Raw genomic sequence first — 24,327 nt, forward strand, 5'->3', positions numbered from 1 at the left:
ACAGTGCTCCTCACCTTCAATATATTAAGCTTTAGTTTCTCAACTAATTTGCAGTCAAGAAGGTTTTATAAGCCTTGTTGCCACTAACAAGTTGATACTGGTAGCCCAGTTTATCCAGATAAGCCGCGATATCGTTGTGGCTGGCCGCTTCAAAGCCGGCCAGTACATCGCCGGTGGCAGCGCCGTGGTTACGATAGTGAAACAGGGTTATATTCCAGTGCTCGCCCAGGGTGTTTAAGAAATTCATTAACGCACCTGGGTATTCCGGAAAGTTAAACTGATACACCTGCTCTTGTAACAGCCGGGGCGGCATACCGCCAACCATATGCCTTACATGCAGTTTGGCCAGCTCGTCATCAGACAAGTCCAGATAGGTATAACCGGCATCGCTCAGTAGCTTAGTGACGGTATTTAATTCTTGCTGACCATGGCGCAGTTTAATGCCAACAAAGATATGCGCTTTATTATCGCTGGCATAACGGTAGTTAAATTCGGTAATAGCCCGTCCGCCCAGGGTTTGGCAAAAGCGGCGAAAGCTGCCTTTTTCTTCCGGAATAGTTACGGCAAATACCGCTTCTTTTTTCTCGCCCAGTTCACAACGCTCGGACACATAACGCAGCGTATCAAAGTTTAAATTGGCCCCGCTTAGCACAGCAGCGAACTGCTGCGGTTTAGTTAAGGTGCTGTTTTTCAGCTGCTGGCTGTATTTTTTTAAGCCAGCCAGCGCCAAAGCGCCGGCCGGTTCCGCTACAGCGCGTAAATCGTCAAAAATATCTTTAATGGCGGCGCAAATTTCATCGCTGCTAACGGTAACCACTTCATCGCAAAAGCGTTTTGCCAGATTAAAATTCTCTGTGCCGATGCGTTTTACCGCCACGCCGTCGGCAAATAAGCCGACCCGCTCCAGTGTTACCGGCGACCCGGCGGCCATGGCAGCTTTTAAACAGGCCGCATCTTCCGGCTCTACGCCTATCACTCTGACATTCGGCTGTATTGCCTTGATATACACTGCCATACCGGCCAGCAAGCCTCCACCACCAACCGGAATAAACACCGCGTTTAACTGGTTATGCTGGCTAAGCAGCTCTTTGGCCACGGTGCCCTGGCCTGCGATTACGTCGCAATCATCAAACGGTGGGATATACAGCGCGCCCTCGGTATTGGCCAGGTTAATAGCGTAGCTGTTGGCTTCGTCAAAGGCGGTGCCGTGCAGCACCACATTGCCGCCGAGTGCTTTTACCGCCGCGACTTTGATTTCCGGTGTAGTGATCGGCATAACAATAGTGGCATTAAGCCCCAGTTTGCTGGCAGATAACGCCACGCCCTGGGCATGGTTACCGGCCGAGGCGCACACCACACTGGCATCGGGGCTGTGCTGTTTTACTTTGTGCAGTTTATGAAAAGCACCGCGCAGCTTAAACGAATACACCGGCTGTTTGTCTTCGCGCTTTAGCAGCACATTATGGCCCAGCCGTTGGCTCAGCTTTGTCATGGCATCCAGCGGCGTTTCTACCGCGGCCTGATATACCGGCGACAGCAAAATCTCACGCAGATACTGCTGCATCAAATCGGTATCTGTCTGTGCTGGTTGTACTGTTGCCAGGTTGTTCATTACTCCTCCAACTTCGACAAATCCCGCACAGCACCTTTGTCAGCGCTGCTTGCCAGCAGGGCATAGGCTTTTAATGCTGAACTGACCACCCGCTGCCGGTTCTGTGGTTTCCAGCCCTGCTTGCCTTTGGCATCCGTAGCTGTGCGGCGTCGCGCCAGCTCGTCATCGCTGATGGCAATACCAATTTTGCGGTTGGGAATATCAATCTCAATTTTGTCGCCTTCCTGCACCAGCGCGATAGCGCCGCCGCTGGCGGCTTCCGGTGACACATGGCCAATCGACAAACCGGAGGTACCGCCGGAAAAGCGGCCATCGGTGATCAAGGCACAAGCTTTACCCAGCCCCATCGATTTTAAGTAACTGGTGGGGTACAGCATTTCCTGCATGCCCGGCCCACCTTTAGGGCCCTCGTAGCGGATAATTACCGCGTCACCGGCAACTACTTTGCCTTTTAATATCGCTTCTACCGCATCATCCTGGCTTTCAAACACCCGGGCGCGGCCGCTAAATACCAGATTCTCCGGCTCTACCCCGGCAGTTTTTACAATACAGCCCTGCGGTGCCAGATTACCAAACAGTACGGCCAAGCCGCCGTCTTGCGAATAAGCATGTTCTTTACTGCGGATACAGCCTTCTACCCGGTCGTCGTCGACACTGGGGTAACGGCAGTTTTGTGAAAATGCCTGGGTGGTGCGGATCCCGGCCGGGCCGGCAGCGTAAAACTGCTGCACGTCAGTGGATGGGCTGGTTTTCAGATCCCATTGCTCCAGCACCGCTGCCAGCGAGCTGCCCGACACATGCGGCGTGTTGGGGTTTAACAAACCGGCACGGTTCAGCTCGGCTAAAATGCCGATAACGCCACCGGCACGGTGTACATCTTCCATATGGTACTTTTGCGTTGACGGCGCGACCTTGCATAAATGCGGCACTATGCGTGATAAGCGGTCAATATCGGCCATGGTAAAGTCGACTTCTGCTTCCTGCGCTGCGGCCAGCAAATGCAGCACAGTATTGGTTGAGCCGCCCATGGCGATATCCAGCATCATGGCATTTTCAAAGGCGGTTTTATTGCCGATACTGCGCGGTAAGGCGCTGGCATCGTCATGTTTGTACCAACGGTTGCACAGCTCCATAATTCTGAAACCGGCTTGCACAAACAGCTGTTTACGATCAGCATGGGTCGCCAACAGCGAGCCATTACCCGGCTGGCCTAAGCCTAAAGCTTCAACTAAACAGTTCATCGAGTTGGCAGTAAACATACCCGAGCAGCTGCCGCAGGTTGGGCAGGCGCTGCGCTCAATTTGCTCGCTGTCGCTGTCGCTTACTTTAGGATCAGCCGCCGACACCATCGCATCAACTAAATCCAGCTTGATAATTTGATCCGACAACTTGGTTTTGCCCGCTTCCATCGGCCCGCCGGAGACAAAAATGGCCGGTACGTTTAAGCGCATCGCCGCCATTAGCATGCCCGGGGTAATTTTGTCGCAGTTAGAAATACACACCATGGCATCGGCGCAATGAGCATTCACCATATACTCTACTGAGTCAGCAATCAGCTCGCGCGACGGCAGGCTGTACAACATGCCGCCATGGCCCATGGCTATGCCGTCATCCACCGCTATAGTATTGAATTCTTTAGCGATACCACCGGCATCTTCAATGCTTTTTGCTACCAACTTGCCCAAGTCTCGCAGATGCACATGGCCCGGCACAAACTCGCAGAATGAATTCACTACGGCAATAATCGGCTTACCAAAATCGGTGTCTTTAACGCCGGTGGCACGCCACAGGGCGCGGGCACCTGCCATATTGCGGCCTTCGGTAACGGTGGCGGATCTTAACTTTGGCATTGCGGTACTCCGTGTATTCGGTAAATAAAAAAGTATAGGTTTAATTCAGTGTGTTTAATTCAGCGTTATGCGCTTAGCACTGCCAGCTCACTGCCGGCCAGTTCCAGTTGCTGAATATCGTACAGTTTATGCAATTGGCTGGTTAATAAGTGAATTGGCTTATCACCACTGACGGTCAACGTAATATTCAGGCTTTTGGCATCATGCCGCGGTGTCAGCTGTAAGCCGGCTAATTCATAGCCGCGATAGCGGGTAACCTGCAGCAAGCGCTCTACTACAGCCGGGGTGTTAGTGGCGGTGATATTCAGTACATGGTTCATGCTTTAGCCTCCGTGATCATCTCTTCATTGGCAGCACCCGGCGGCACTAACGGCCAGACGTTGTCTTTATCATCAATGCAAACATGCAGCAGATAAGGCCCGGGCCAGGTAAACATGGCCTCCAGCGCGCTTTCTACTTCATCTTTGCGGGTTATACAGTGCCCCGGTATGGCAAAGGCCGCTGCCAGGGCGACAAAATCCGGGTTGTCGGATAAGTCGGTTTCGCTGTAGCGCTCGTTAAAAAACAGCTGCTGCCACTGTTTCACCATGCCTAAGCGCTGGTTGTCGACAATGACAATTTTTACCGGCAGGCGAAACCGTTTAATAGTGGCCAGCTCCTGCACATTCATCATAAAAGAGCCGTCGCCGCTAACGGTGATCACCGTATCCTGCGGCCGGGCTAACTTGGCGCCTATCGCCGCCGGCAAGCCAAAGCCCATAGTGCCCAGGCCGCCGCTGGATAAATGATTACGCGGGCTGCTAAAGCGTATATGCTGTGCTACCCACATCTGATGCTGGCCCACATCGCAGCACACTACGCTGTTATCCGGCATCCGCTCGCTTAATTGTTTTAACATCAGCGGTGCGTAAATACGCTCGCCCGGGTGATCGTAGCGCCAGCCGTATTGCTGCTTTAACTGTGCACACTTTGCCAGCCAGTCCGCACAGTTAGTACCGGCTGATATTGCCGGCAATATTTGCTGCATATCACCCAGCAGCGCTACGTTGGCAAACCGCACTTTGTTAATTTCGGCCGGGTCAATATCGACGTGGATCACCTTGGCATCCGGTGCGAATTTTTGCAGGTTGCCGGTAACCCGGTCATCAAAACGGGCGCCCAGGCAGATCAGTAAATCACACTGCTGCACCGCCAAATTCGCCGCCTGAGTGCCGTGCATACCCAACATACCCAGGTAATGCGCGTTGTCTTTTGCCACCGAGCCCATGGCTTTTAACGTCGTTACCGACGGCATAGGGTTAGCAGTTAAAAACTGTTGCAGTTGCGCCATAGCACCGGCCATATGCACACCACCGCCAATATAGGCCATCGGCTTTTGCGCTGCCGCTATTAAGGCGCGGGCTTTGGCGGCATTAACCAGCGAGGTGTAAATTGGCGCAGTTGGCTGCGCAGCGTTAAATTCGGCCTGATAACCAATTTCTGCCAACTGCACATCTTTCGGGATATCTACCAATACCGGGCCCGGGCGGCCGCTTTGCGCTATGGCAAAGGCCTCATGTAAGGTTGCAGCCAGCTCGTCGACACTGCGTACCATAAAGCTGTGTTTGGTCACCGCCAGGCTTAAGCCCAGTACATCTATCTCCTGAAACGCATCCGTGCCCATCACCGTTTGTGATACCTGGCCGGTAATGGCTACTACCGGCACCGAGTCCAGCATAGCATCGGCCAGCGAGGTGATCAGGTTAGTGGCACCCGGGCCAGAGGTGGCCATACACACGCCAACCTTGCCGGAAGCACGGGCATAGCCAATGGCCGAGAACGCACCGCCCTGTTCATGCCGGCACAGGTAGTGCTTAACGTCGCTTTGATACAGGGCATCGTAAATCGGCATAATAGCGCCACCGGGGTAGCCGAAAATGGTATCGACCCCGTGTTGCTGTAGCACCTGTAGTACCAATTCTGCGCCTTTCATTTTGTATCCTCAGTATGCTTAACCGCTTTTTTCAAGGCCCGGAAACGACAAAACCCCCGGTCCTTGCGGAGCGGGGGTTTTGTTGGAATTCGCTTTTTACGCTACTTTTTTTCCAAAACACCGCCCCCGCGGAGATTAATAATCACCACGACCACGAGGACAATAATGTTCAGAACAGCAGCTAAACGCATAATTTGATTCTTACTTATTTACTTGGTTAAAAACTATTTTAGTTATATAGCCTGCAAAGCAGACTGAATTGCTATTAGAAATAGCCGTCTATCAGTCTGAAGTCAACAGGTTTTTCTGATTTGCTTAAAAATTATTCCGTGTAAACTTAAACTATTCATCAACCAGCGTGGTAGCAGCGTGGATCAGTTAGAGCTGTTTGAACTGCCCAATCCCTGTATCGGTGTGTGCCAGAGCAACAGCCGCGGCTACTGCATTGGCTGTCTGCGCTCACGGGATGAACGTTTTAACTGGCACGAGAAACCCGTTGCCGAACGCGCCCATATTTTGAAACTGCTAACCCAGCGCCGTGCCAGGCTAAACGCCAAAGCGAAAAAAGATACAGACTCACCGCAGAGTGGCGAATCGCTGGATTTGTTTTAAGCGCAAACTATCAGCGCGCGTTAGAACCTCACTGCCCACTTAACCGCTTACCAAATGAAATAGCATAAGCCGGCGAGCGCATTCTTAACACCGGGTCGTCACTGGCGCTAAAGCCGCGGCTTAACACATTAGGGTCAAAGTTAATGTTTCCACAACCGGCATCACCACTGGCGTTAATGCGCAAGGTGCCGGCGTTTAACGTTGGCCGCGCCGGCCATTGCACAGATGGGTCATTTTCGCTATCGGCAGCTTCACCAAAGCTGATAATCCAGTCAAACTCGACGGCACCATCAGCTAAACGCTGTTTTAATCTGTCATCAAGAAAGTTGGCGTTTTGCTGCTCAAGCTCTGTAGCAGAAAGCCCTTTAACACCGTCTTTTGGCTGCAAATGCCAGCGTATCTTCACTTTTTCACCGCTTTTGTCGGCCAGATAAAAAGTGTGAAGGCCAAAGTACTCAGCCGTAGCATAACTCCATGGTGGCGGATTGGCTGCCAGCCACTGTGCTTGTGGTTGGGTATCGGGATTGGCCGCACGGAATGCCTGAATTTTGGCCAGGTCTGGTTTGCCATCCGCGCGGGGCACAGAGGCCTGCAGCAAGCCTAAAAAACTCTCCGGGTCTTTTGCACCAAATACCGGCGTAGTTAGCGTAGCGATATTGTGTTTGCTGCCGTCAGGCAGCGTAAACTGCGCTGCTAAGCCGCGTGGTGAACGGGCATAGTCGGGCGCTGCCGGGTTGCCGCCGGCGAGGGAAAAGCGATAGCTGACCGGTATAGCGGTACCGGAGAACAGCGCTGCATCAAAGCGCGCTGTAGCTTCAGGGCTGGCGGTAAAGTTGCCTACTGCACACACCCCTTTGGCATGGCCTTTACGAATACCCTTGTGCTCGCCGAAAATTTTGGCAAATACTTCAATAAAGTCATTAGGCTGAGCCGGTGCGGCTTGCGCTGCTATAGGTAACACTGCCGCTATGGCAGCAGACAATATCAATTTACGAAGTGGAACAACGGGCATAAAAAAGTCCTGTATTCAGCGCGTAACCAGATTACGCATTGCACTACAGGACAGATGTTTGCCAGAGAATATTTCCGCTAACGGGAAATTCAGCTGCCTTTTTTTACCAAGCCAATCAAAAATAACAGCACCACAGCCCCCACGGTGGCAGTAATTAACGAGCCTATCAGGCCATAAGACGCCAGGCCAACCGCGCGGAATAAAAAGCCGCCGATAAAAGCACCGACAATACCCACCACCATATTACCCAGCAAGCCAAAACCGCGGCCTTTCATAATGGTGCCGGCCAACCAGCCGGCGATAGCGCCGATAAGTAAAAACAATATAAAGTTCATGCAATATCCCTCTTTGATTTTTAGTTATATAACTCTAAGCAACTGCTCAGATAAAGCCTGGCGTTAATACCCAGAATTACCAGTAAACATCAACAACACAAAGTGCTTTTTCAGAATATGATAAACCAGGTTAGGACTACAGAAATTAACTAAGCTGCTTACACCGCTTTAAATATTCCCCTTGCTGGTTAAATTTTCTGTCAAGTTTTACCGCTAATGATATTATGCGTAAGGTAACGGTAACTAATGAGTTTTTTGTTACTTCTCATCAGACACTGTTACAAATATTATTCTTACCAAGGAACAAAAATGAATAGGAATTTAGATAAAAAAGTTCTGTCTGTCTTGGTGGCTGGTGTTGCTGCTTCTTTTATTGCCGGATGCGCAACAACTTCATCTCAGGTGGTTGAAACTCCTACTGTAGCAAGCTATGGCTCCAGCTACAGTGGCGCAAAAAGCAAGCTGGTAGTTGGCCAGTTTGTTAACCGCTCAAATTTCCAGAATGGCATCTTTTCAAGTGGTGTCGACATGTTGGGTAATCAAGCCAAAACGGCCTTGATCAGCCATCTGCAGCAAACTAATCGATTCAGTGTAATGGATCGTGACAACATGCAACTGCTGTCGGGCGAAGCCGGGCTTGCCGGTGTGCAACAGTCCATTAAAGGTGCCCGCTATGTGATTACCGGTGATGTCACTGAGTTTGGCCGTAAAACAATTGGCGACAGGCAGCTTTTCGGTTTGCTAGGCAAGGGTAAATCGCAAATTGCTTACTCAAAGGTTACGTTAAATATTGTTGATGTAACTACCTCAGAAGTTATCTACTCAGTGCAAGGCGCTGGTGAGTATAGCTTGTCTGAGCGCGAAGTGATCGGATTTGGCAGTACAGCCAGCTACGATGCAACGCTTAACGGAAAAGTTCTCGATTTAGCTATCCGTGAAGTGGTGAATAAGCTGGTAACCGGCTTGGAATCTGGTCAATGGCAAGCAGAGTAGAGAAATAAAAATGAAAAAACTATTTTGTGTTTTAACGCTGGCGCTGTCTGTTTCAGCCTGTAAAACTACTGAACCACTGTACTATCACGGCGCTTATAACCAAGCCGTATATGCCTATTTCAAGGCAGATGACACTACGCTGGAAGATCAGATCGCGACGATTCAGCAAACCATTCAGGCTGCAGCACAAGCGGGTAAGCCCGTAGCTCCCGGTATTCATGCTCACCTTGGCTTGTTGTATTTCGATACCGGCAACTCCGATTTGGGGCAACAACACTTTGAGCAAGAGAAAGTGTTGTTTCCGGAATCGGCTAAGTATCTCGACTTTTTATTGAAATCACGGCAAGGAGTCTGATATGAGTTGGTTAAAGTTTTGCCTGATAGGCGCTGTAATTCTGTTGACCGGCTGCGTCAGTGCGCCACAGCCGCATGATTACACCGCATTTCGTAATGCTGATCCACGTTCGGTACTGGTATTACCGCCGATTAATAACAGTGTAGAAGTGATAGCGCCTTACAGCCTGATGTCGCAAGTTAGCCAGCCCATTGCTGAATCGGGTTACTATGTGTTTCCGGTCACCTTGGTACAGCAGACGTTCCGCAGCAACGGCTTAACCGAAGCTGCCGATATACATGCCGTACCTGCTCAAAAAATTCATGAGATCTTCGGTGCAGACACTGGCCTGTATATGACGATCGAAGAATATGGTACCAGCTATGTTGTGCTTTCGAGTGAAACTGTAGTGAAAGTATCAGCTACTTTGGTGGACTTACGCTCAGGTGTTGTGCTGTGGCAAGACAGCGCCAGCGCCTCTTCAGCAGAAACGCGTGGTAACGGTGGTGGTGGTTTAGTGGGTATGTTGGTAGAAGCCGCACTGAATCAAATCATTGAAACCGTTACCGACCGTGGTTTTGATATCGCAGCCATTAGTACTAACCGTCTATTGTTTGTTGAAGACCACAACGGCTTGCTTTACGGCCCAAGATCACCGAAATACGGCCAGCCCGTGCCTAGCGAGAAGAAAAAGTAACGCCTCAGGTTATAAGCATTGTTTGCTTAACCTGATTATTGGCTAACTGATTATCCGGGAAGGCCGGTGTAAATGAGCATCGGCCTTAAATATGCGCAAACCATAAGTTCAGTGACATTGTTCGCTGCTCGCTTACTCAATCCTTAGTTATAAAAGCCCAGAAGAAATTTACTCTGCATTACATTTACTCTTTCGACATAGCGTTATCGATTTACTCTACTACGCCAGGATAAGGCTGTTGATAATTCTTTAACATTGTTCGTAGCTGAACAAAAGTTTTAAATAATGCATTTAACGCCACTTTATCGCCGATAAAGCGCGGTAATTTGCCCGCCGCATCCGCCCTGCCCTGATATTGGATCCGTAATAAACCATCCGGCAACGGTGTTAAGGTCCACAAGCCTTGTACGCTTTGCATACGTACATAACCTTTGACCTTTGGATAATGTTCACCAAGGTCGCTCACCTGCATGGTAAGTACACCACTGCCAGCGTCTTGTTGCCAAACCGATTGCGTTACCATATCCCGCTTCGATACCGGCCAGATAGCCGTAAAATAAGTATGTACTATGTGAGTATTGGCATCCGGCTGGCCCAGCAGCTGCGCTTTTTCGGTATTTGCCGCCCATTTACTGATATTAGCCGTGTCTTCCAACAGATGAAGGAATGCAGCCGTTGTTGAGCTGGCCTCGGTTTGCGCTCTGACTTCCAGCAGTTTATCGGCATTGTAGCGGTACTCAACGCTGGTTGCGTCCACGGTTTTATACTGCTGCCATTCGGTGGCTTCAGCCGTTACTGCCAGAGAAAAACACAGCAGCCAACTCAGCAACAAACGCATCGCTTTTATCCTTTTAGCAATAACAGTTGTTCAGCACTCAATTCACGGTATTCACCTTCAGCTAAATCGTCCGGCAATTGCAAACCGCCGATTTTCTCGCGGTGTAGCTTCTCTACCTTGTTGCCGATAGCGGCAAACATACGCTTTACCTGATGGTAGCGGCCTTCATGAATGGTAAGCAAAGCTTCGGTGTCGCTAACGATTTCCAGCTCGGCGGGTAAGGTAGCGTTTTTCTCATTGCGCAACATTACGCCCTCGGCAAACTGCGCTATCGCCTCTGCCGGGATGGGGTCTGCCGTCCAAACACGGTAGGTTTTCGCCACATGATGCTTGGGACTGCTAATGCGGTGCGACCATTGGCCATCATCGGTGATCAGCACTAAACCGGTGGTGTCTAAATCCAGCCGGCCGACAGTGTGCAGCCGCTCAATTAACGGCTCGTCCATTAAGGTAAATACCGTGGGGTGTTCCGGGTCTTCAGTCGAGCAGATATAGCCATCCGGCTTGTGCAGCATAAAATAGCGCAGGCCAATCAGTTGCAGTTGTTCGCCATCGAGGCACACTACGTCGCCGCTGTTAACCTGCAACGCGGCTTGTTTTACCAACTCGCCGTTCATGGTTACTAATTTTTGCCGGATCACTTTACCGGCCTGGCTGCGGGTTAAGCCGGTGCAGTCACATATAAATTTGTCTAAACGCATAAGTCATAAGTCAGTTGTCGTTATAGCGTTTAGTGTAACCAAATTTGCCGGTGGCGTCGCTAACTCAGTGGCGTTTCATTGCTTAAGCGCTGACACGATAAAGTTTGGGTTGCGCAGGTTTTCACGTTGATACACCTTGTTGGCGATACCGTCGAAGTTGACTGCAGCACCGGCTTCCAGCGCGATAATATGCCCGGCGCCGGTGTCCCACTGCATAGTGGGGCCAAAACGCGGGTACACATCGGCGCTGCCATCGGCCACTAAACAAAACTTTAATGAGCTGCCAACCGGCACCATTTCGTGCTGCGGGAATTGCGCCAGGTAACCGGCCAGATCCGGGCTGGGGTGACTGCGGCTGCCCACTACACGTACAGTGTCACCAGGCTTGGCAACCCGAATGGCGCGGATCTCGCCGGCGGTTTTAACAAAGGCGCCTTCGCCTTTAGCGGCGTAGTAGGTTTTCGCCAGCACCGGCGCATGAATAACGCCCAGCACCGGCTCGCCGTTATCGATAAGCGCGATATTGACGGTAAATTCGCCGTTGCGCTTAATAAACTCTTTAGTGCCATCCAGTGGGTCTACCAGCCAGTAACGCTGCCACTGCTGGCGGATGTCCCAGCTGATGTCGGCGGCTTCTTCTGACAATATCGGTAGCTCGGGCGTCAGTGCGGTTAATGCCTTAACAATCAGTTGGTGCGCAGCTAAATCGGCGGCGGTCAGCGGTGAGTCATCGGCTTTGCCGGTGATATTAAAGGCGGCGTTGTCTTGCTGGTATACCGCCAGGATCGCCTGCCCGGCTTGTTCTGCTATGTCGATAATGGCGGGCAAATAATTCATATAAGTGTCCTTTTTATGCAGCGCAGACAGGTAACAGCTAAACGGGGCGTCTCCAGCAGGGATGCTGGAGAGGAGTTTACATGGATGTATTTACAACGCCCCCGTGTGCTGTTGGCTGTCGGAGCTCTCTCCTAACTAATAATCTGTTTTTGCTTTAGCAACGCCAGCAATTGTTGCACGCTATCTTCCAGCGACGTCACTGAGGTGTCCAGCACTAAATCGGCGTGCTCCGGTGCTTCATACGGGTCAGAAATGCCGGTAAAGTGGCTGATTTCGCCGGCGCGGGCTTTTTTGTACAGGCCTTTTACATCGCGCTGCTCGCATACTTCCAGCGGGGTGGAGATATGCACTTCAATAAATTTGCCTTGCGGAATAAAGCTTTTTACCAGCTCACGCTGATTGCGGTACGGCGAAATAAAGGCACTCAGCACCAGCAATCCGGCGTCCACCATTAACCCGGCCACAGCGCCAACACGGCGCAGGTTTTCGGTTCTGTCCTGGGCACTGAAGCCTAAATCGGCACATAAACCGTGGCGCACATTGTCGCCATCAAGCAAATAGGTGTGTTTGCCCTGTGCTGCCAACACCTGCTCCAGCGCATTCGCCACGCTGGACTTGCCGGAGCCGGATAAACCGGTAAACCAGATCACCGCACTTTGGTGGCCAAATAAGGTCTCGCGCTGTGCCGCGTTTACATCATGCTGTTGCCATTTAATATCGTTATGTGTCATTGCTTGTCATCACTTAAAACGGATAAATCAGCGGTAGAAATACCAACACTACCGCACTGTACACCAGCGCCATCGGCACGCCGAGGCGAATATAGTCGCGCAACTGATAATTGCCTGCCGAATACACCATCAGATTAGTTTGATAGCCAAACGGCGAAATAAAACTGGCAGAAGCACCAAAAGCCACTGCCATAAAAAACGGCACCGGGTCCACACCCAAATTCTGCGCTATGGCATAAGCAATAGGAAAGGTCAGCGCGGCAGCGGCATTATTCGTTACCAGTTCAGTAAACAACCAGGTAGCGATAAACACCGCGATCAGCGCACCATAAGCACCGCTGCCGTCGACCAGGGCTATCAAGCCATCTGCTATCTGGCCGGCTACCCCGGTTTGGATCATCAGCTGTGCCAGGCCGATAGCCGAACCGACAATTAACCACAGCTCCAACGGGAAGCGGTTTTTAATTTCATTTACCGAAACCGCGCCACCGGCAACATAGGCCAGCAGCAGCACCGGCAGGCTTTTAATCAGCGGCGCTATATCGGCAATCGACAACGCCAGCGCAGTAATAAAACCGAGCAGCACCCAATGGCTGCGATTTTTTGACAGCGGTGTAGAGATAGCTAAACCGTTAACGTAAATAAACTCCTGGCTAAGCTGATGCTGGCCGGGAAAATGTTTGCCCACCGATAAAATTAATACATCGCCGGCGTGCAGCACCAGATCGCCCAAGCCACCCTGCAGGCGTTCATGGCCGCGACGTACGGCAATCACCACCGCATCGTATTCATGGCGAAAACGAATCTGCTTTAAGCTTTTGCCCACCAGCCGTGAACTGTAACTGAGTACCGCCTCAAGCAGTTCGCCCTGTTGCTGATCCTGGCGCAGCAACTCCAAACCGGGGAACTGTTGCAAGCGCGATACCGCTTCCAAATCGCCGACAAAACGCAGTTCATCACCGGCTTCAATAACGGTTTCCGGCGTTACCGGGCAAATACGTTCAGTACCGCGCTGAATCTCAGCCAAAAATAGTGCTTGCAGCTCCCGCAACTGGTTTTGCTCTACGCTTTTGCCAATCAGCTGGCTGTCGCTGCGCACATGAGCGGTTAAGTAATACGGCGTGGTTTGGCCGGCATCTTTGTTGTTGTCCGGCAACCAGTGGCTGCCAATCACCAACACCACTATACCGGCAGCCAGTACTAAGGCGCCCAGCAGGGTAAAGTCAAAAAAGCCCAGCAGCGGTTCACCGCTTTGTTCGACAAAGCCGTTGACTATAAGGTTGGTTGAGGTGCCGATTAACGTCAGCATACCGCCAAGAATGGCGCTGTACGACAGCGGCAGCAGCAGTTTGGACGCGGCAAAGTGATTATGATGCCGCAGCGATGACATCAGCGTAGACACCACCGCCGTATTATTAATAAAAGCCGACATCAGCGCGCTGGATAAGCTTAACCTGGCAATAACGCTGCTTAAGCGCTTACCGGCAAAGCCGCGGCTGAGCCAACTGACCAGTTGCGACTTTTCAATGCCAATCGACACCAATAGCAGCAACAGCAGCGTAACCAGCGACGGATTGGCGAAGTTTTGCAATGCGCTTTCCAGTGGCAACCAGCCAATAAGGTAACTAACCAGCAAGGCGCCGCCAAACCACAGTGCCGGTGAGCGTTTGCTGAAAATCAGCCCCGCCACCAGCGCCAGCAACAGTGCGACTACGCCATACTGCTGATATGGCATTACTGCGCAGCCTTAACCATTTCGGTGTTAAACAGGTCGGCGTTAAACAGCTCGCGCACATCGCGCGCGCCCCAGTGTGGGAAATGCTTACGGATCAAGGCATTCAGCTCGCGCTCAAAGGCACTGATATCGCCACTGGCGGCTTTTTCTTCTGCCAGCACATTCTGAATTAACCCGGCCGCTACCGTCGCATTGGTTAAACGGTCGATCAGAATAAAGTTGCCGGTACCGGGCTGGGTTCTGAAGGTATCCAGCGGCAGCGTCTCAGTTAGCTCCAGCTCTACCAGCGCAATATCGTTCATTGCTACCTGCTCTGCCGCTTCCTGCGCCAGTGTATTCACATTAACCTTATGGTTCAGCCGGTTAATGCTGACACTGCTCTTACGCGTTGCCAGTTTTAAGTCATACAAACGGCCGGCTTCCAAAGGCTGCTCGTTAAACCACACCACATAAGCCAGCGCACGGTTGCTCAGGCTAACGTTGTCATCCGACGGCACCAGCCAATCACCACGGCTGATATCGATTTCGTCATTCAACGTTAGTGTAATGGCTTCACCAGCGCTGGCTGATGGCTGCTCGCCGGCAAAGCTGACAATTTGCTTGATGGTGCTTTTTTTACCCGACGGCCAGGCAGTAACCGCCTGACCAACCGCTAAACGGCCGCTGACCAGGGTGCCGGCAAAACCGCGAAAATCCAGATCCGGCCGGTTAACATACTGCACCGGGAACCGCGTTGCAGCACCACCACGTTGCGGTATCGGCAGGGTTTCCAGTCGCGGCAGCAATGCCGTGCCGGTGTACCACGGCATATTGGCCGACAGGGTTAGAATGTTTTCGCCTTTTAGCGCGCTAATCGGTACCACATCCACCGTTGGCACCTGCAATTGCGCCATCAATGCCTGCACGTCTTGTACGATAGCGTTATAAATGTGCTCGCTGTAACCGACGATATCCATTTTATTCACGGCAACAATTAAGTGCTTAATGCCCAGCAAAGCGCAAATAAAGCTGTGGCGCCGCGTTTGCGTTTGTACACCGTAGCGGGCGTCAATCAGCAAAATGGCCACATCAGAGGTGGAAGCTCCGGTGGCCATATTACGGGTGTATTGCTCGTGGCCGGGCGTATCGGCCAGAATAAACTTACGCTCGGTAGTGGAGAAATAACGATAGGCCACGTCAATGGTAATGCCTTGCTCGCGCTCGGCCTGTAAGCCGTCAACCAGCATTGCCAGTTCTAACTCGCCTTCACTGTTGCGGCCTTTATGGTCGCGCTTTAGCGCGTCCAGCTGATCATCGTACAGCTGCTGGCTATCATGCAGCAGACGGCCGATCAAGGTACTTTTGCCATCATCAACACTGCCGCAGGTCAGCACACGCAACAAGCCTTTGTCCTGATGCTGCTGTAAATAGCCGCGAATGCCCAGGTGGTTTAATTGCTCGTTTAACGAGGTTACCGGCGTTAAATTAACTACAGACATCAGAAGTACCCCTCGCGTTTTTTCAATTCCATGCCGGATTGATCCTGGTCAATCACGCGGCCCTGGCGCTCCGACGTGCGGGCGCGCAACATCTCTTCCACTATTCCTTCCAATGTATCGGCGGTAGATTCAATGGCGCCGGTCAGCGGATAACAGCCCAGGGTTCTGAAACGAACCGACTTCAACTGCGGCGTTTCACCCGGCTCCAACGGCATACGCTCGTCATCTACCATAATCAGCGTGCCATTGCGCTCGACAACGGGGCGTGGCTTGGCTAAGTACAGCGGTACTATGTCGATATTTTCCTGCAGGATATATAACCAGATATCCAGCTCGGTCCAGTTCGACAGCGGGAATACACGGATACTTTCGCCTTCATTAATGGCGCCGTTATAAATATTCCACAGCTCCGGCCGCTGGTTTTTCGGGTCCCAGCGATGGTGCTTATCGCGAAACGAATACACCCGCTCTTTGGCGCGGGATTTTTCTTCATCGCGGCGGGCGCCACCAAAGGCCGCATCAAAGCCGTATTTATTCAGCGCCTGCTTTAAACCCTGGGTTTTCATAATGTCGGTGTGTTTGGCACTGCCATGAACAAAGGGGTTGATATTCATCGCTAAGCCTTCCGGGTTTTTATGCACCAGCAGCTCAAAGTTGTACTCTTTAGCCAGGCGGTCGCGAAATTCGATCATCTCGCGAAATTTCCAGTTGGTATCAACATGCAACAGCGGAAACGGGATCTTACCCGGTGCAAAGGCTTTACGTGCCAGATGCAGCAATACCGATGAGTCTTTGCCAATCGAGTACAGCATTACCGGCTTTTTGAATTCGGCCGCTACTTCACGAAAAATATGGATACTCTCGGCTTCCAGTTGCTGTAAGTGCGACAAGGCACCTGCTAACTCAGACATTTCTTTTTCCTCATGCCATTCGGGTAAGTGTTTGGCCAAATACCGCCGCTTGCGGCCGTTGACCAAACCAATGTAAATCTTGTTGTAGTGCCACCACTTCACCTATAACCAGCAACGCCGGTGAGCTGATGTGTTGCTGCTCTACCAAATCGGCCAGTTGTTGCAGTGTGCCGGTTACAATGCGTTGCTGTGGCCTGGTACCGTTTTCAATAATGGCTACCGGTACCGAGCCACTGCGTCCTGCAGCCATCAGCTGCTGCTGAATATGGCCGGCTTTCATCAAGCCCATGTAAATAACCAGCGTTTGGTTAGCTTTACTCATGCTGTGCCAGTCCGGCTCGGTGCCATCTTTGCGGCAGTGGCCGGTAACAAACTGCACGCTTTGTGCATGGTCGCGGTGTGTTAGCGGTATGCCGGCATAAGCCGCACAGCCGGCGGCGGCCGTAACCCCGGGCACCACCTGAAAGGCAATGTTGTGTGGCAATAGCGCCTGAATTTCTTCGCCACCGCGGCCAAAAATAAACGGGTCGCCACCTTTTAAGCGGCAAACTTTTTTACCGGCCAGGGCTAAATCAATCAGCAGTTGGTTGGTGTCCTGCTGCGGCACTGAGTGATCGCCGGCTTTTTTACCGACGCAAATGCGCTCTGCATCGCGACGCACCAATTCCATGATTTGTGGCGAAACTAAATAGTCGAACACCACCACATCAGCTTGCTGCATCAGCTGCAGCGCTTTTAACGTTAACAGCTCCGGGTCGCCCGGACCAGCACCCACCACATAGACTTCACCGGCTTGCGGCAAAGGTTGATCCAACAGCTGCGCCAGCCGCTGTTCTGCCTGCGGCAGCTGATTAGCCTGCACATCACGGACTACATCAGAATCAAATACTGTTTCCCAAAACTGCCGCCGCGCGGCAAAACCGCTGATTTTGGCTTTGACCTTGTGGCGAAAGCGGCCGACTAACTCTGCCAATGGCCCTAAATGCTGTGGCAACAAGGCTTCAAGTTTCTCGCGTAAGCGCCGCGCCAGTACCGGTGCGGTACCAAAGCTGGAGATAGCAATTAAAATCGGGCTGCGATCGATAATCGACGGAAAGATAAAGCCACATTTGGGCTGATCATCTACTGTGTTTACCAGCATATTGCGCGCCGTAGCCGCATCAAAGACTGCCGCGTTAACCTCATCGTTATCGGTGGCAGCGATTACCAGCAATTTGCCATCCAGCAAAGTCGGCTCAAAGTAGCCTTTGATTAGTTCCGCCACACCATCCTGCTGCCACTGCACAAACTCAGCGGCAAACTCCGGCGCCACTACCGTTAATTTTGCGCCGGCGCTTAGCAAGGTACCGGCTTTGCGCAGCGCCACCGAACCGCCGCCAACAATCAGCACCGGTTTATCGGTTAACTTTACAAATAAGGGTAAATACTGCACACCAGCTCCTGCGCTTTAACCATGCTCACTTAAAGTGAGTATACAGCGTGCAGAATAGCCGTCCGTATGGCTTTTATAAAATAGTTAATTACGCTCAGATATAACTAAAAGGAATTAATGACGAGTTTGGAATAAGCGGCAAAGGTTCAGGCATAAAAAAACGGCAACCGAAGTTGCCGTTAAAGCTACAGAGAGAGTGAAGCTAAACTGTTACGCCATTCACTTACTGGCGGATCATATAGTCAAAGGCACCCAGCGCGGCATTAGCGCCCGAGCCCATAGCGATAATAATTTGCTTGTACGGCGCTGTAGTAGCATCACCGGCAGCAAATACGCCCGGCACTGAGGTTTGGCCACGCTCGTCGACGATAATTTCACCGCGTGGCGATAATTCCACTGCACCGCGTAACCATTCGGTATTTGGCACTAAACCTATCTGCACAAAGATACCGGCCAGCTCAATATGATGCTTATCACCGGTTTTACGGTCAGTATAGTTAATACCATTTACACGGCTGCCATCACCGGTCACTTCGGTCGACTGGGCTTCAGTGATAATAGTGATATTGCCCATCGATTTGGCTTTTTTCACCAGTACCGCATCGGCACGCAACTCAGCGGCAAATTCCAGCACGGTAACGTGCTCAACAATACCGGCTAAGTCGATAGCGGCTTCAATGCCGGAGTTACCGCCACCAATTACTGCCACCTTTTTGCCTTTAAACAACGGGCCGTCACAGTGCGGGCAGTACGCCACGCCTTTGCCGCGGTATTCCTGCTCGCCTGGCACGTTCATTTCTCTCCAGCGCGCGCCCGGGCTTAAAATCACGGTTTTGCTGTTTAGCACGGCGCCGTTTTGCAGCTCCAGCTGTACCTTGCCATCTTTACGCAGCGCTACAGCGCGCTGGTTGTTCATAATGTCGACGTTATATTCACGCACGTGGGCTTCTAAGCTGTTAACCAGTTTTGGCCCTTCGGTGTATTGCACCGAGATAAAGTTTTCAATACCGACAGTATCGGCCACCTGGCCACCAAAGCGCTCGGCAACGATACCGGTGTTTAAGCCTTTGCGGGCAGCATAGATAGAGGCTGCTGCACCGGCCGGGCCACCACCCACTACCAGCACATCAAAGTCAGCTTTGGTTTTCAGCGCTTCGGCCTGGCGTTTTTCGGCATTAACATCCAGTTTTTGGATGATTTTTTCCAGCGTAATGGCGCCCTGGGAAAACAGTTCGCCGTTTAAGTACACTGATGGCACCGCCATAATGTTTTTGTCGGCCACTTCCTGCTGGAACATGGCACCGTCGATCATCACGTTGGTAATGCCCGGGTTGATCGCCGACATAATGTTCAGCGCCTGTACGACTTCCGGACAGGTTTGGCAGCTTAACGACACATAGGTCTCAAAGGCGAAGCTGCCCTGTAGCTGACGGATTTGTTCAATAGTATCGGCTGCTACTTTAATAGGGTGACCGCCTGAGTGCAGCAGCGCCAGCACTAAGGAGGTAAATTCATGGCCCAGCGGCACACCGGCAAACGTAATGTGGGTGTCGTTGGCAACTGAACGCACCAGCATCGCCGGCTTGCGTGTCAGGGCGTTGTCATCGCGGCGCAATGACACTAAATCAGATAATTCGGCAATGTCGCTTGCCAGGGCGTTTACTTCAGCAGCTTTGGCGCTATCGTCTAAAGATACCACCAGTTCAACCTGCGTTTTCAGGTTCTGCAGATAGGTTTTTAATTGTTGCTTCAGGTTAGTATCTAACATAATGGCTCCGGTTTACGTAATTCAGATAGTGCGAAAAAAAGTCAGCCGCAAAGGTCGGGCTGGGATAAACCAGCCCGTGCAAACAAGTATGTTGGCAGTGGGGAAGCTGGAAACAGCTTCTTAAAAGAGGAGCTGTTTGCCGCTTCCGGCACTGCAGTTGCCTGCAGTTTGCATCAAAGTTAGATTTTACCAACCAGGTCCAGTGATGGTGCCAGAGTGGCTTCGCCCGGAGTCCATTTTGCCGGACATACTTCGCCGTCGTGGTTAGCAACATACTGCGCAGCCTGCACTTTACGGAACAGTTCTGCAGCTGAGCGGCCGATACCCAGGTCATGAATTTCAGCTACTTTGATTTCGCCTTGCGGGTTAATCACGAAAGTACCGCGCAGTGCTAAACCTTCTTCTTCAATCATTACACCGAAATTACGCGTGATAGTACCTGTTGGGTCACCGATCATCGGGTAGTTGATTTTCTTGATGGTGTCAGACGCATCGTGCCAGGCTTTGTGCGTGAAATGCGTGTCAGTAGATACTGAGTACACTTCAACACCGATTTCCTGGAACTTAGCATAGAAATCTGCCAGGTCGCCTAATTCTGTAGGACATACGAAAGTGAAGTCGGCCGGGTAAAATACTACTACAGACCATTTGCCAGCTAAGTCTTGCTCAGAAACAGGAACAAACTTACCCTGATGAAAAGCAGTGGCTTTAAATGGTTTGATCTTAGTGTTGATAATAGAAGACATAGTCTTGCTCCTTTAGGTTAGTTCATGGGTTATGTTTCAACTGCAGCCAGTGTACCGTGCTGCACTCAATTGTCAAAACGAATAAAACAAATTACTTTAATCGCTTTAATTGATTCAAATAACAACTTTTTACCGCTGTTCAGCCAGCGCTTAGCTATACTCTGGCACTATTGCCGCCGGTTATCAGCTATCAGGAGCTTTTTATGCGCAACCCCCGCACTTACGCCACCGCGGCGTTACTCAGCACTATTGCAGTGTTAACTGCTTGCCAGCAACAAGACTCGCCAACCGGCCAGTATCTGCAGATAAACGCAGCACAGAATGAAAAACCGTTCAGCCTGCAGTTTGACCAGGACCGCCTGTCCGGCTTTACCGGCTGCAACCGCGCTATGGGTAACTTTAAGGTAGATGAGGGCAAGCTGGTGGTTTCTCAACTGGCCGGCACTATGATGGCCTGCCAGGAAGATGCGATGCAACGCGAACAAGCCTTTCACAGTTTTTTGCAGAGCGGGCCTGCGCTGAGTTATGACAATAAAACGTTGGTATTGCGCAAAGATGACACTGAGCATCGCTTTAGCCCACACAGCGAACAGTAGCCTGGCCGGCAAGGCAACTCTTGTTGCCACTGGTGTTTTCGGTATACTGCGTTGCATAATTTAGCATTGTACTGAAACAGATGAAGATACTCGGCTACGGTATTTATCAGGATCACGCGCTTGGCGGCGACATTCTGCTCGCTAAAGGACTACGCAGCAATGGCTGTACCGTCGACACTTACGACTTCAAACAACAGGTAAAGCAGTACGGCCAGGTTGCAGCGGATAATGCCCTGCTCAGCATGGCCGGCCATTACGATCTGTTATTAATCGGTAAAGGCGAAAGGTTAAACCCAAAGCTAGCTGAAAAGCTGGCCGCGCAACTGCCTTTGGCGCTGTGGTATGGTGATATTCGTAACGAAATCCCGGGCTACTTGATGGCCATATTGCCTTTTGTCGATTATTTTTTTATGACCTCGGGCGGCGAAACGTTAAAACAGTATCATCGTCTTGGTGTGAAAAACGTATCAGCCTACCTGTTTAACCCGTTTGACCCTGACCTTATTTGCTCTGATGCTGTGACAGAAAAATCTCTCGACGTGCTTTTTACCGGCACCGGTTACCGGTTCGCGGGCGATGAGCGTAAAGCCAGCCTGGATTATTTAAAACAACGCTCAGATGTTACTTTTTTTGGTGGCGCAGAAAAATTTACCGCGGCAAAGTTCTCTTTGTGGCAAAAATTAAAGAAAGAACTCTCGCGCTTGAATAAGCGCCGCAAAGTGCGCGGTGAAGCCTATTTCGATGTTATTCAAAGAGCCAAAATAGGTATTGGCGTTAATGCGGTGCACCATATAAATAAATACACCAGCGACCGTCTTACGCACTATACCGGCTTTGGCACCTTTTTCCTCGCTCATGAGTTTGATGGTTTACGGGAGCTTTTCACCGCCGACGAAGTGGTGTCGTTTAACACAATTGAACAACTGGATTCATTGATAACGCACTACCTGCACAACCCTGCAGAGCGGGAAGCTATTGCAAAAAATGCACAACAAAAAGTACTACAGCATTACAACTGCCACAATATAACCGGCATGATGTTAGATATTATTAACCGCGGCAGCAGTGACCGTTTCCCCTGGCTAGATATTGTCCGCTGAGGGCAATATCTCTGAACTCGTGTCCATTGGCTGATCTAGAGAAGTAAGTTCTGCGGTAATAAGGAAATCAACTTTGTGCTGTAAAAGCAACACAACTTCTGCTGATTTAGCGGCTAAGCCAAGCAGGGCGGCGCCATGCTCAAGGACCTGTTTTTTTAAATACAACTCATACATTTTTCTGTTCTTTTGCCTTAGCTGCACTTTCTTTCTTCAACCCGCTACCAACAGGGCAGAATGTCGCCAACATGTTGGTAAGATTAGCCAGCATGTTTTTGTCCGCCAGACTGTACTCAATAAACTGGCCTTTGCGCTCACTGGTAATTAATTTTGCTTGCTCGAGAATCTTCAGGTGCTTTGATAACGCCGGTTTACTCATATCAAAGCGCTCGGCGATTTCGCCGGCAGTCAGTGTAGCTTCTGATAAGTACGCCAGAATTTTGCGTCTGGGAGTAGAGGCGAGAGCCTCGAAAACGTAATTAATTTCCATAAAATATATTTAGCTAATTAGTTAAATGTGTATTATTCTAACAGCTAGCAATCTATTACGCCAGCGCAGTTTATTACAGCGCGACAATTGGTTACGCAAGGAGCAATACCGTGTTATCTATGCTAACAACAAAAACCTTTCCGACAACCTCTATCGCTGAAGCTCCAGACCGCTTGCCAATAGAAGTGGTATTGATTTCTCAATTGGGCCTCGGTGCTGGCACGACATTGGTACGAACCAGTAATCAGCGTCAGGCCGCACATGCGAAATACATTGATGATTTAGATGAGCCATCCGCCAAACTAGGCGGGGCAGATTTCAGCAAAGGCGATGCAACTTCCTTATATTCGTTCTCAGTAGGAGCCAACGGACATCCGTTTCATCGCCATGCCGGGCATCGTATTTTCACCGCAATTTCAGGTAGCAGCGGTGCGCAATTGCGCTTTTCCGTAGCGACAGATCAGCAATTAGCGGTTAGTCCAGCAGCCTTTTTTGCGGAGATGCATTTAATAGACATTCCGGCAGATTGCCTGTTTACTGTGCGCTTCCCCGGCGGTGTTTGGCACCAATTTGTACCCTTAGCTGCCAATACGGAGCATCCGGCTTTGTTTGCCATTTCTTGTCATAGCAATGAGTTAGGTGGTATCCATAATCCGGTGCTGCGACAAGCGGTAATTGATGATGACGCTTCTATTCCCAGTTTAACCATGCTACTGCCAGAGGTGATAAGCACGCTTATTACGCCAGAGGCGATTTTAGCTCACCATGTTCCGCGAACTACACTGTCATTCAACGCACCAGCCGATTCATGGCAACACTGGTTTTGTAATAAGTTCCGTGCAGTTATCGGCGCTGGCAGAAGCTATTTCGCCAGCCACGCCGGGAAGGGGTTTTCTAATGCAAAATAAAGTATATGCGGTGGTAAAACGTTCGATACCAACCGATGCGTTGTTGGCGAAGCAGTTTGTTGATGAGATATGCGAACATGAAGACTGTTTTGGTATTGATATTAACGCTGACGATATGCCAACACAGACTAGCTCTTGCTTGTTAGCGCAGCTACTGGAGGCTTTTGTGTCACAACCTGCATCCGGCGTCAGCGCACTGATGGCGACACGCAATATACTCGTTAAACCATTTGGTTTACGCACATCACCACTGGGTTGTCCGGTATCGTCATTACTATCTGATAATCAAGCCTGCCTGTTCGCACAACGCTTTCCTGTGATTGAGCAATACATTAATAATGAAGACAACTATGCAGAGGTTATTCTCGGTGCAGATGATAAACATCTGCGTTTTCGCTCGTCCGTGGCGGTAAGCTGGCTAAGCAACGGTGGTGTGCGCTTTAGTCTGGCTACCAAAGTGAAATGTAAAAATGCTTTTGGCAGATTTTATATGGCAATGATCCAAAAAGTGCATCTGCGGTATGTGGTGCCAACCATGTTGGAGCAAGCAGTGGCGGTGTTAATTGCCACACCGCAGGAGTTGGCCAGTACCGCGACAGAATCAGATCGGCAAATGAGTCACCACCTGCCAACCTAGACTGC

General features: G+C 50.8%; 26 protein-coding genes. 8 read left to right on the forward strand and 18 right to left on the reverse strand.

Annotated features, from left to right (window positions below; all coding sequences use genetic code 11):
- Nucleotides 1–43: 43 nt before the first annotated feature.
- From ilvA to ilvG, 4 genes are all read right to left on the reverse strand, one after another.
- The gene (gene ilvA, locus Q8O77_RS18470; RefSeq protein ID WP_305556792.1) at nucleotides 44–1,612 is read right to left on the reverse strand and encodes a threonine ammonia-lyase, biosynthetic; all 1,569 of its coding nucleotides are present in this window, start codon (nucleotides 1,610–1,612) and stop codon (nucleotides 44–46) included.
- Entirely contained in the window at nucleotides 1,612–3,462 is a 1,851-nt protein-coding gene (gene ilvD / locus Q8O77_RS18475; RefSeq protein ID WP_305556794.1) for a dihydroxy-acid dehydratase, read from the reverse strand. Before ilvD ends, ilvA begins: the two co-directional genes overlap by 1 nt.
- A 65-nt stretch (nucleotides 3,463–3,527) precedes the next feature.
- Nucleotides 3,528–3,782, reverse strand: coding sequence for an acetolactate synthase 2 small subunit (ilvM, locus tag Q8O77_RS18480; protein WP_305556797.1), 255 nt, complete (start codon nucleotides 3,780–3,782; stop codon nucleotides 3,528–3,530).
- A complete protein-coding gene (gene ilvG, locus Q8O77_RS18485) occupies nucleotides 3,779–5,434 on the reverse strand; it encodes an acetolactate synthase 2 catalytic subunit (protein WP_305556800.1) in 1,656 nt (551 codons plus the stop codon). The genes ilvM and ilvG overlap by 4 nt, the downstream gene beginning before the upstream one ends.
- Nucleotides 5,435–5,803: 369 nt before the next feature.
- On the opposite strand from ilvG, the gene Q8O77_RS18490 reads away from it, so the two are divergent.
- On the forward strand, nucleotides 5,804–6,046 hold the full coding sequence (locus tag Q8O77_RS18490) for a DUF1289 domain-containing protein (RefSeq protein ID WP_305556802.1): 243 nt from the start codon (nucleotides 5,804–5,806) through the stop codon (nucleotides 6,044–6,046).
- 28 nt (nucleotides 6,047–6,074) lie between these two features.
- Here the strand turns inward: Q8O77_RS18490 and Q8O77_RS18495 are convergent, their stop codons facing one another.
- Together Q8O77_RS18495 and Q8O77_RS18500 are read right to left on the reverse strand one after the other, a co-directional pair.
- On the reverse strand, nucleotides 6,075–7,058 hold the full coding sequence (locus tag Q8O77_RS18495; protein ID WP_305556804.1) for a catalase family peroxidase: 984 nt from the start codon (nucleotides 7,056–7,058) through the stop codon (nucleotides 6,075–6,077).
- Nucleotides 7,059–7,147: 89 nt separating this feature from the next.
- Nucleotides 7,148–7,393, reverse strand: coding sequence for a GlsB/YeaQ/YmgE family stress response membrane protein (locus Q8O77_RS18500; RefSeq protein WP_305556806.1), 246 nt, complete (start codon nucleotides 7,391–7,393; stop codon nucleotides 7,148–7,150).
- 246 nt (nucleotides 7,394–7,639) lie between these two features.
- Between Q8O77_RS18500 and Q8O77_RS18505 the strand changes: the two genes are divergently transcribed.
- From Q8O77_RS18505 to Q8O77_RS18515, 3 genes are read left to right on the forward strand one after another with little or no spacing between them, the layout of a single operon-like run.
- Nucleotides 7,640–8,386 (forward strand): CsgG/HfaB family protein, encoded by a 747-nt coding sequence (locus Q8O77_RS18505; protein ID WP_305556808.1) that lies wholly within the window; start codon nucleotides 7,640–7,642, stop codon nucleotides 8,384–8,386.
- 10 nt (nucleotides 8,387–8,396) lie between these two features.
- Nucleotides 8,397–8,741, forward strand: a complete 345-nt coding sequence (locus Q8O77_RS18510; protein ID WP_305556810.1) for a DUF4810 domain-containing protein — start codon at nucleotides 8,397–8,399, stop codon at nucleotides 8,739–8,741.
- A gap of 1 nt (nucleotide 8,742) precedes the next feature.
- Entirely contained in the window at nucleotides 8,743–9,417 is a 675-nt protein-coding gene (locus tag Q8O77_RS18515; RefSeq protein ID WP_305556812.1) for a DUF799 domain-containing protein, read from the forward strand.
- Nucleotides 9,418–9,628: 211 nt separating this feature from the next.
- On the opposite strand, the gene Q8O77_RS18520 is transcribed toward Q8O77_RS18515, so the two are convergent.
- The 10 genes from Q8O77_RS18520 to ahpC all read right to left on the reverse strand — a co-directional run bounded on the left by Q8O77_RS18520 (nucleotide 9,629) and on the right by ahpC (nucleotide 20,594).
- On the reverse strand, nucleotides 9,629–10,255 hold the full coding sequence (locus Q8O77_RS18520; protein WP_305556814.1) for an START domain-containing protein: 627 nt from the start codon (nucleotides 10,253–10,255) through the stop codon (nucleotides 9,629–9,631).
- Nucleotides 10,256–10,260: 5 nt separating this feature from the next.
- Nucleotides 10,261–10,956, reverse strand: a complete 696-nt coding sequence (gene rsuA, locus Q8O77_RS18525; RefSeq protein ID WP_305556817.1) for a 16S rRNA pseudouridine(516) synthase RsuA — start codon at nucleotides 10,954–10,956, stop codon at nucleotides 10,261–10,263.
- A 75-nt stretch (nucleotides 10,957–11,031) separates the two neighbouring features.
- On the reverse strand, nucleotides 11,032–11,793 hold the full coding sequence (cysQ, locus tag Q8O77_RS18530) for a 3'(2'),5'-bisphosphate nucleotidase CysQ (RefSeq protein WP_305556819.1): 762 nt from the start codon (nucleotides 11,791–11,793) through the stop codon (nucleotides 11,032–11,034).
- Nucleotides 11,794–11,924: 131 nt separating this feature from the next.
- Nucleotides 11,925–12,524 (reverse strand): adenylyl-sulfate kinase, encoded by a 600-nt coding sequence (gene cysC, locus Q8O77_RS18535; RefSeq protein ID WP_305556821.1) that lies wholly within the window; start codon nucleotides 12,522–12,524, stop codon nucleotides 11,925–11,927.
- Between the two features lie 13 nt (nucleotides 12,525–12,537).
- Nucleotides 12,538–14,259 (reverse strand): SLC13 family permease, encoded by a 1,722-nt coding sequence (locus Q8O77_RS18540; RefSeq protein ID WP_305556823.1) that lies wholly within the window; start codon nucleotides 14,257–14,259, stop codon nucleotides 12,538–12,540.
- A complete protein-coding gene (cysN, locus tag Q8O77_RS18545) occupies nucleotides 14,259–15,737 on the reverse strand; it encodes a sulfate adenylyltransferase subunit CysN (RefSeq protein ID WP_305556826.1) in 1,479 nt (492 codons plus the stop codon). The genes Q8O77_RS18540 and cysN overlap by 1 nt, the downstream gene beginning before the upstream one ends.
- The gene (gene cysD / locus Q8O77_RS18550; protein ID WP_305556829.1) at nucleotides 15,737–16,648 is read right to left on the reverse strand and encodes a sulfate adenylyltransferase subunit CysD; all 912 of its coding nucleotides are present in this window, start codon (nucleotides 16,646–16,648) and stop codon (nucleotides 15,737–15,739) included. The genes cysN and cysD overlap by 1 nt, the downstream gene beginning before the upstream one ends.
- 10 nt (nucleotides 16,649–16,658) lie before the next feature.
- Nucleotides 16,659–18,080, reverse strand: coding sequence for a siroheme synthase CysG (gene cysG, locus Q8O77_RS18555; protein ID WP_305556832.1), 1,422 nt, complete (start codon nucleotides 18,078–18,080; stop codon nucleotides 16,659–16,661).
- Nucleotides 18,081–18,303: 223 nt separating this feature from the next.
- Nucleotides 18,304–19,848 (reverse strand): alkyl hydroperoxide reductase subunit F, encoded by a 1,545-nt coding sequence (gene ahpF, locus Q8O77_RS18560; protein WP_305556834.1) that lies wholly within the window; start codon nucleotides 19,846–19,848, stop codon nucleotides 18,304–18,306.
- 179 nt (nucleotides 19,849–20,027) lie between these two features.
- The gene (ahpC, locus tag Q8O77_RS18565; protein ID WP_305556836.1) at nucleotides 20,028–20,594 is read right to left on the reverse strand and encodes an alkyl hydroperoxide reductase subunit C; all 567 of its coding nucleotides are present in this window, start codon (nucleotides 20,592–20,594) and stop codon (nucleotides 20,028–20,030) included.
- 203 nt (nucleotides 20,595–20,797) lie between these two features.
- On the opposite strand from ahpC, the gene Q8O77_RS18570 reads away from it, so the two are divergent.
- Together Q8O77_RS18570 and Q8O77_RS18575 are read left to right on the forward strand one after the other, a co-directional pair.
- Nucleotides 20,798–21,190 carry an META domain-containing protein gene (locus Q8O77_RS18570; RefSeq protein WP_305556838.1) on the forward strand — a complete coding sequence of 131 codons (393 nt, stop codon included), beginning with the start codon at nucleotides 20,798–20,800 and terminating at the stop codon, nucleotides 21,188–21,190.
- A gap of 80 nt (nucleotides 21,191–21,270) precedes the next feature.
- Nucleotides 21,271–22,290 carry a glycosyltransferase gene (locus Q8O77_RS18575; RefSeq protein WP_305556840.1) on the forward strand — a complete coding sequence of 340 codons (1,020 nt, stop codon included), beginning with the start codon at nucleotides 21,271–21,273 and terminating at the stop codon, nucleotides 22,288–22,290.
- On the opposite strand, the gene Q8O77_RS18580 is transcribed toward Q8O77_RS18575, so the two are convergent.
- Entirely contained in the window at nucleotides 22,273–22,464 is a 192-nt protein-coding gene (locus tag Q8O77_RS18580; RefSeq protein ID WP_305556842.1) for a hypothetical protein, read from the reverse strand. The two genes, Q8O77_RS18575 and Q8O77_RS18580, sit on opposite strands and share 18 nt — an antisense overlap.
- Nucleotides 22,457–22,777, reverse strand: coding sequence for a metalloregulator ArsR/SmtB family transcription factor (locus tag Q8O77_RS18585; RefSeq protein ID WP_305556845.1), 321 nt, complete (start codon nucleotides 22,775–22,777; stop codon nucleotides 22,457–22,459). Before Q8O77_RS18585 ends, Q8O77_RS18580 begins: the two co-directional genes overlap by 8 nt.
- 110 nt (nucleotides 22,778–22,887) lie before the next feature.
- On the opposite strand from Q8O77_RS18585, the gene Q8O77_RS18590 reads away from it, so the two are divergent.
- Complete coding sequence (locus Q8O77_RS18590; protein WP_305556847.1) at nucleotides 22,888–23,685, forward strand: hypothetical protein; 798 nt, start codon at nucleotides 22,888–22,890, stop codon at nucleotides 23,683–23,685.
- On the forward strand, nucleotides 23,675–24,322 hold the full coding sequence (locus Q8O77_RS18595) for a DUF2867 domain-containing protein (protein ID WP_305556849.1): 648 nt from the start codon (nucleotides 23,675–23,677) through the stop codon (nucleotides 24,320–24,322). Before Q8O77_RS18590 ends, Q8O77_RS18595 begins: the two co-directional genes overlap by 11 nt.
- The last annotated feature ends 5 nt before the right edge of the window (nucleotides 24,323–24,327 follow it).

Source organism: Rheinheimera sp. (genome assembly GCF_030690345.1).
Lineage (GTDB): Bacteria > Pseudomonadota > Gammaproteobacteria > Enterobacterales > Alteromonadaceae > Alishewanella.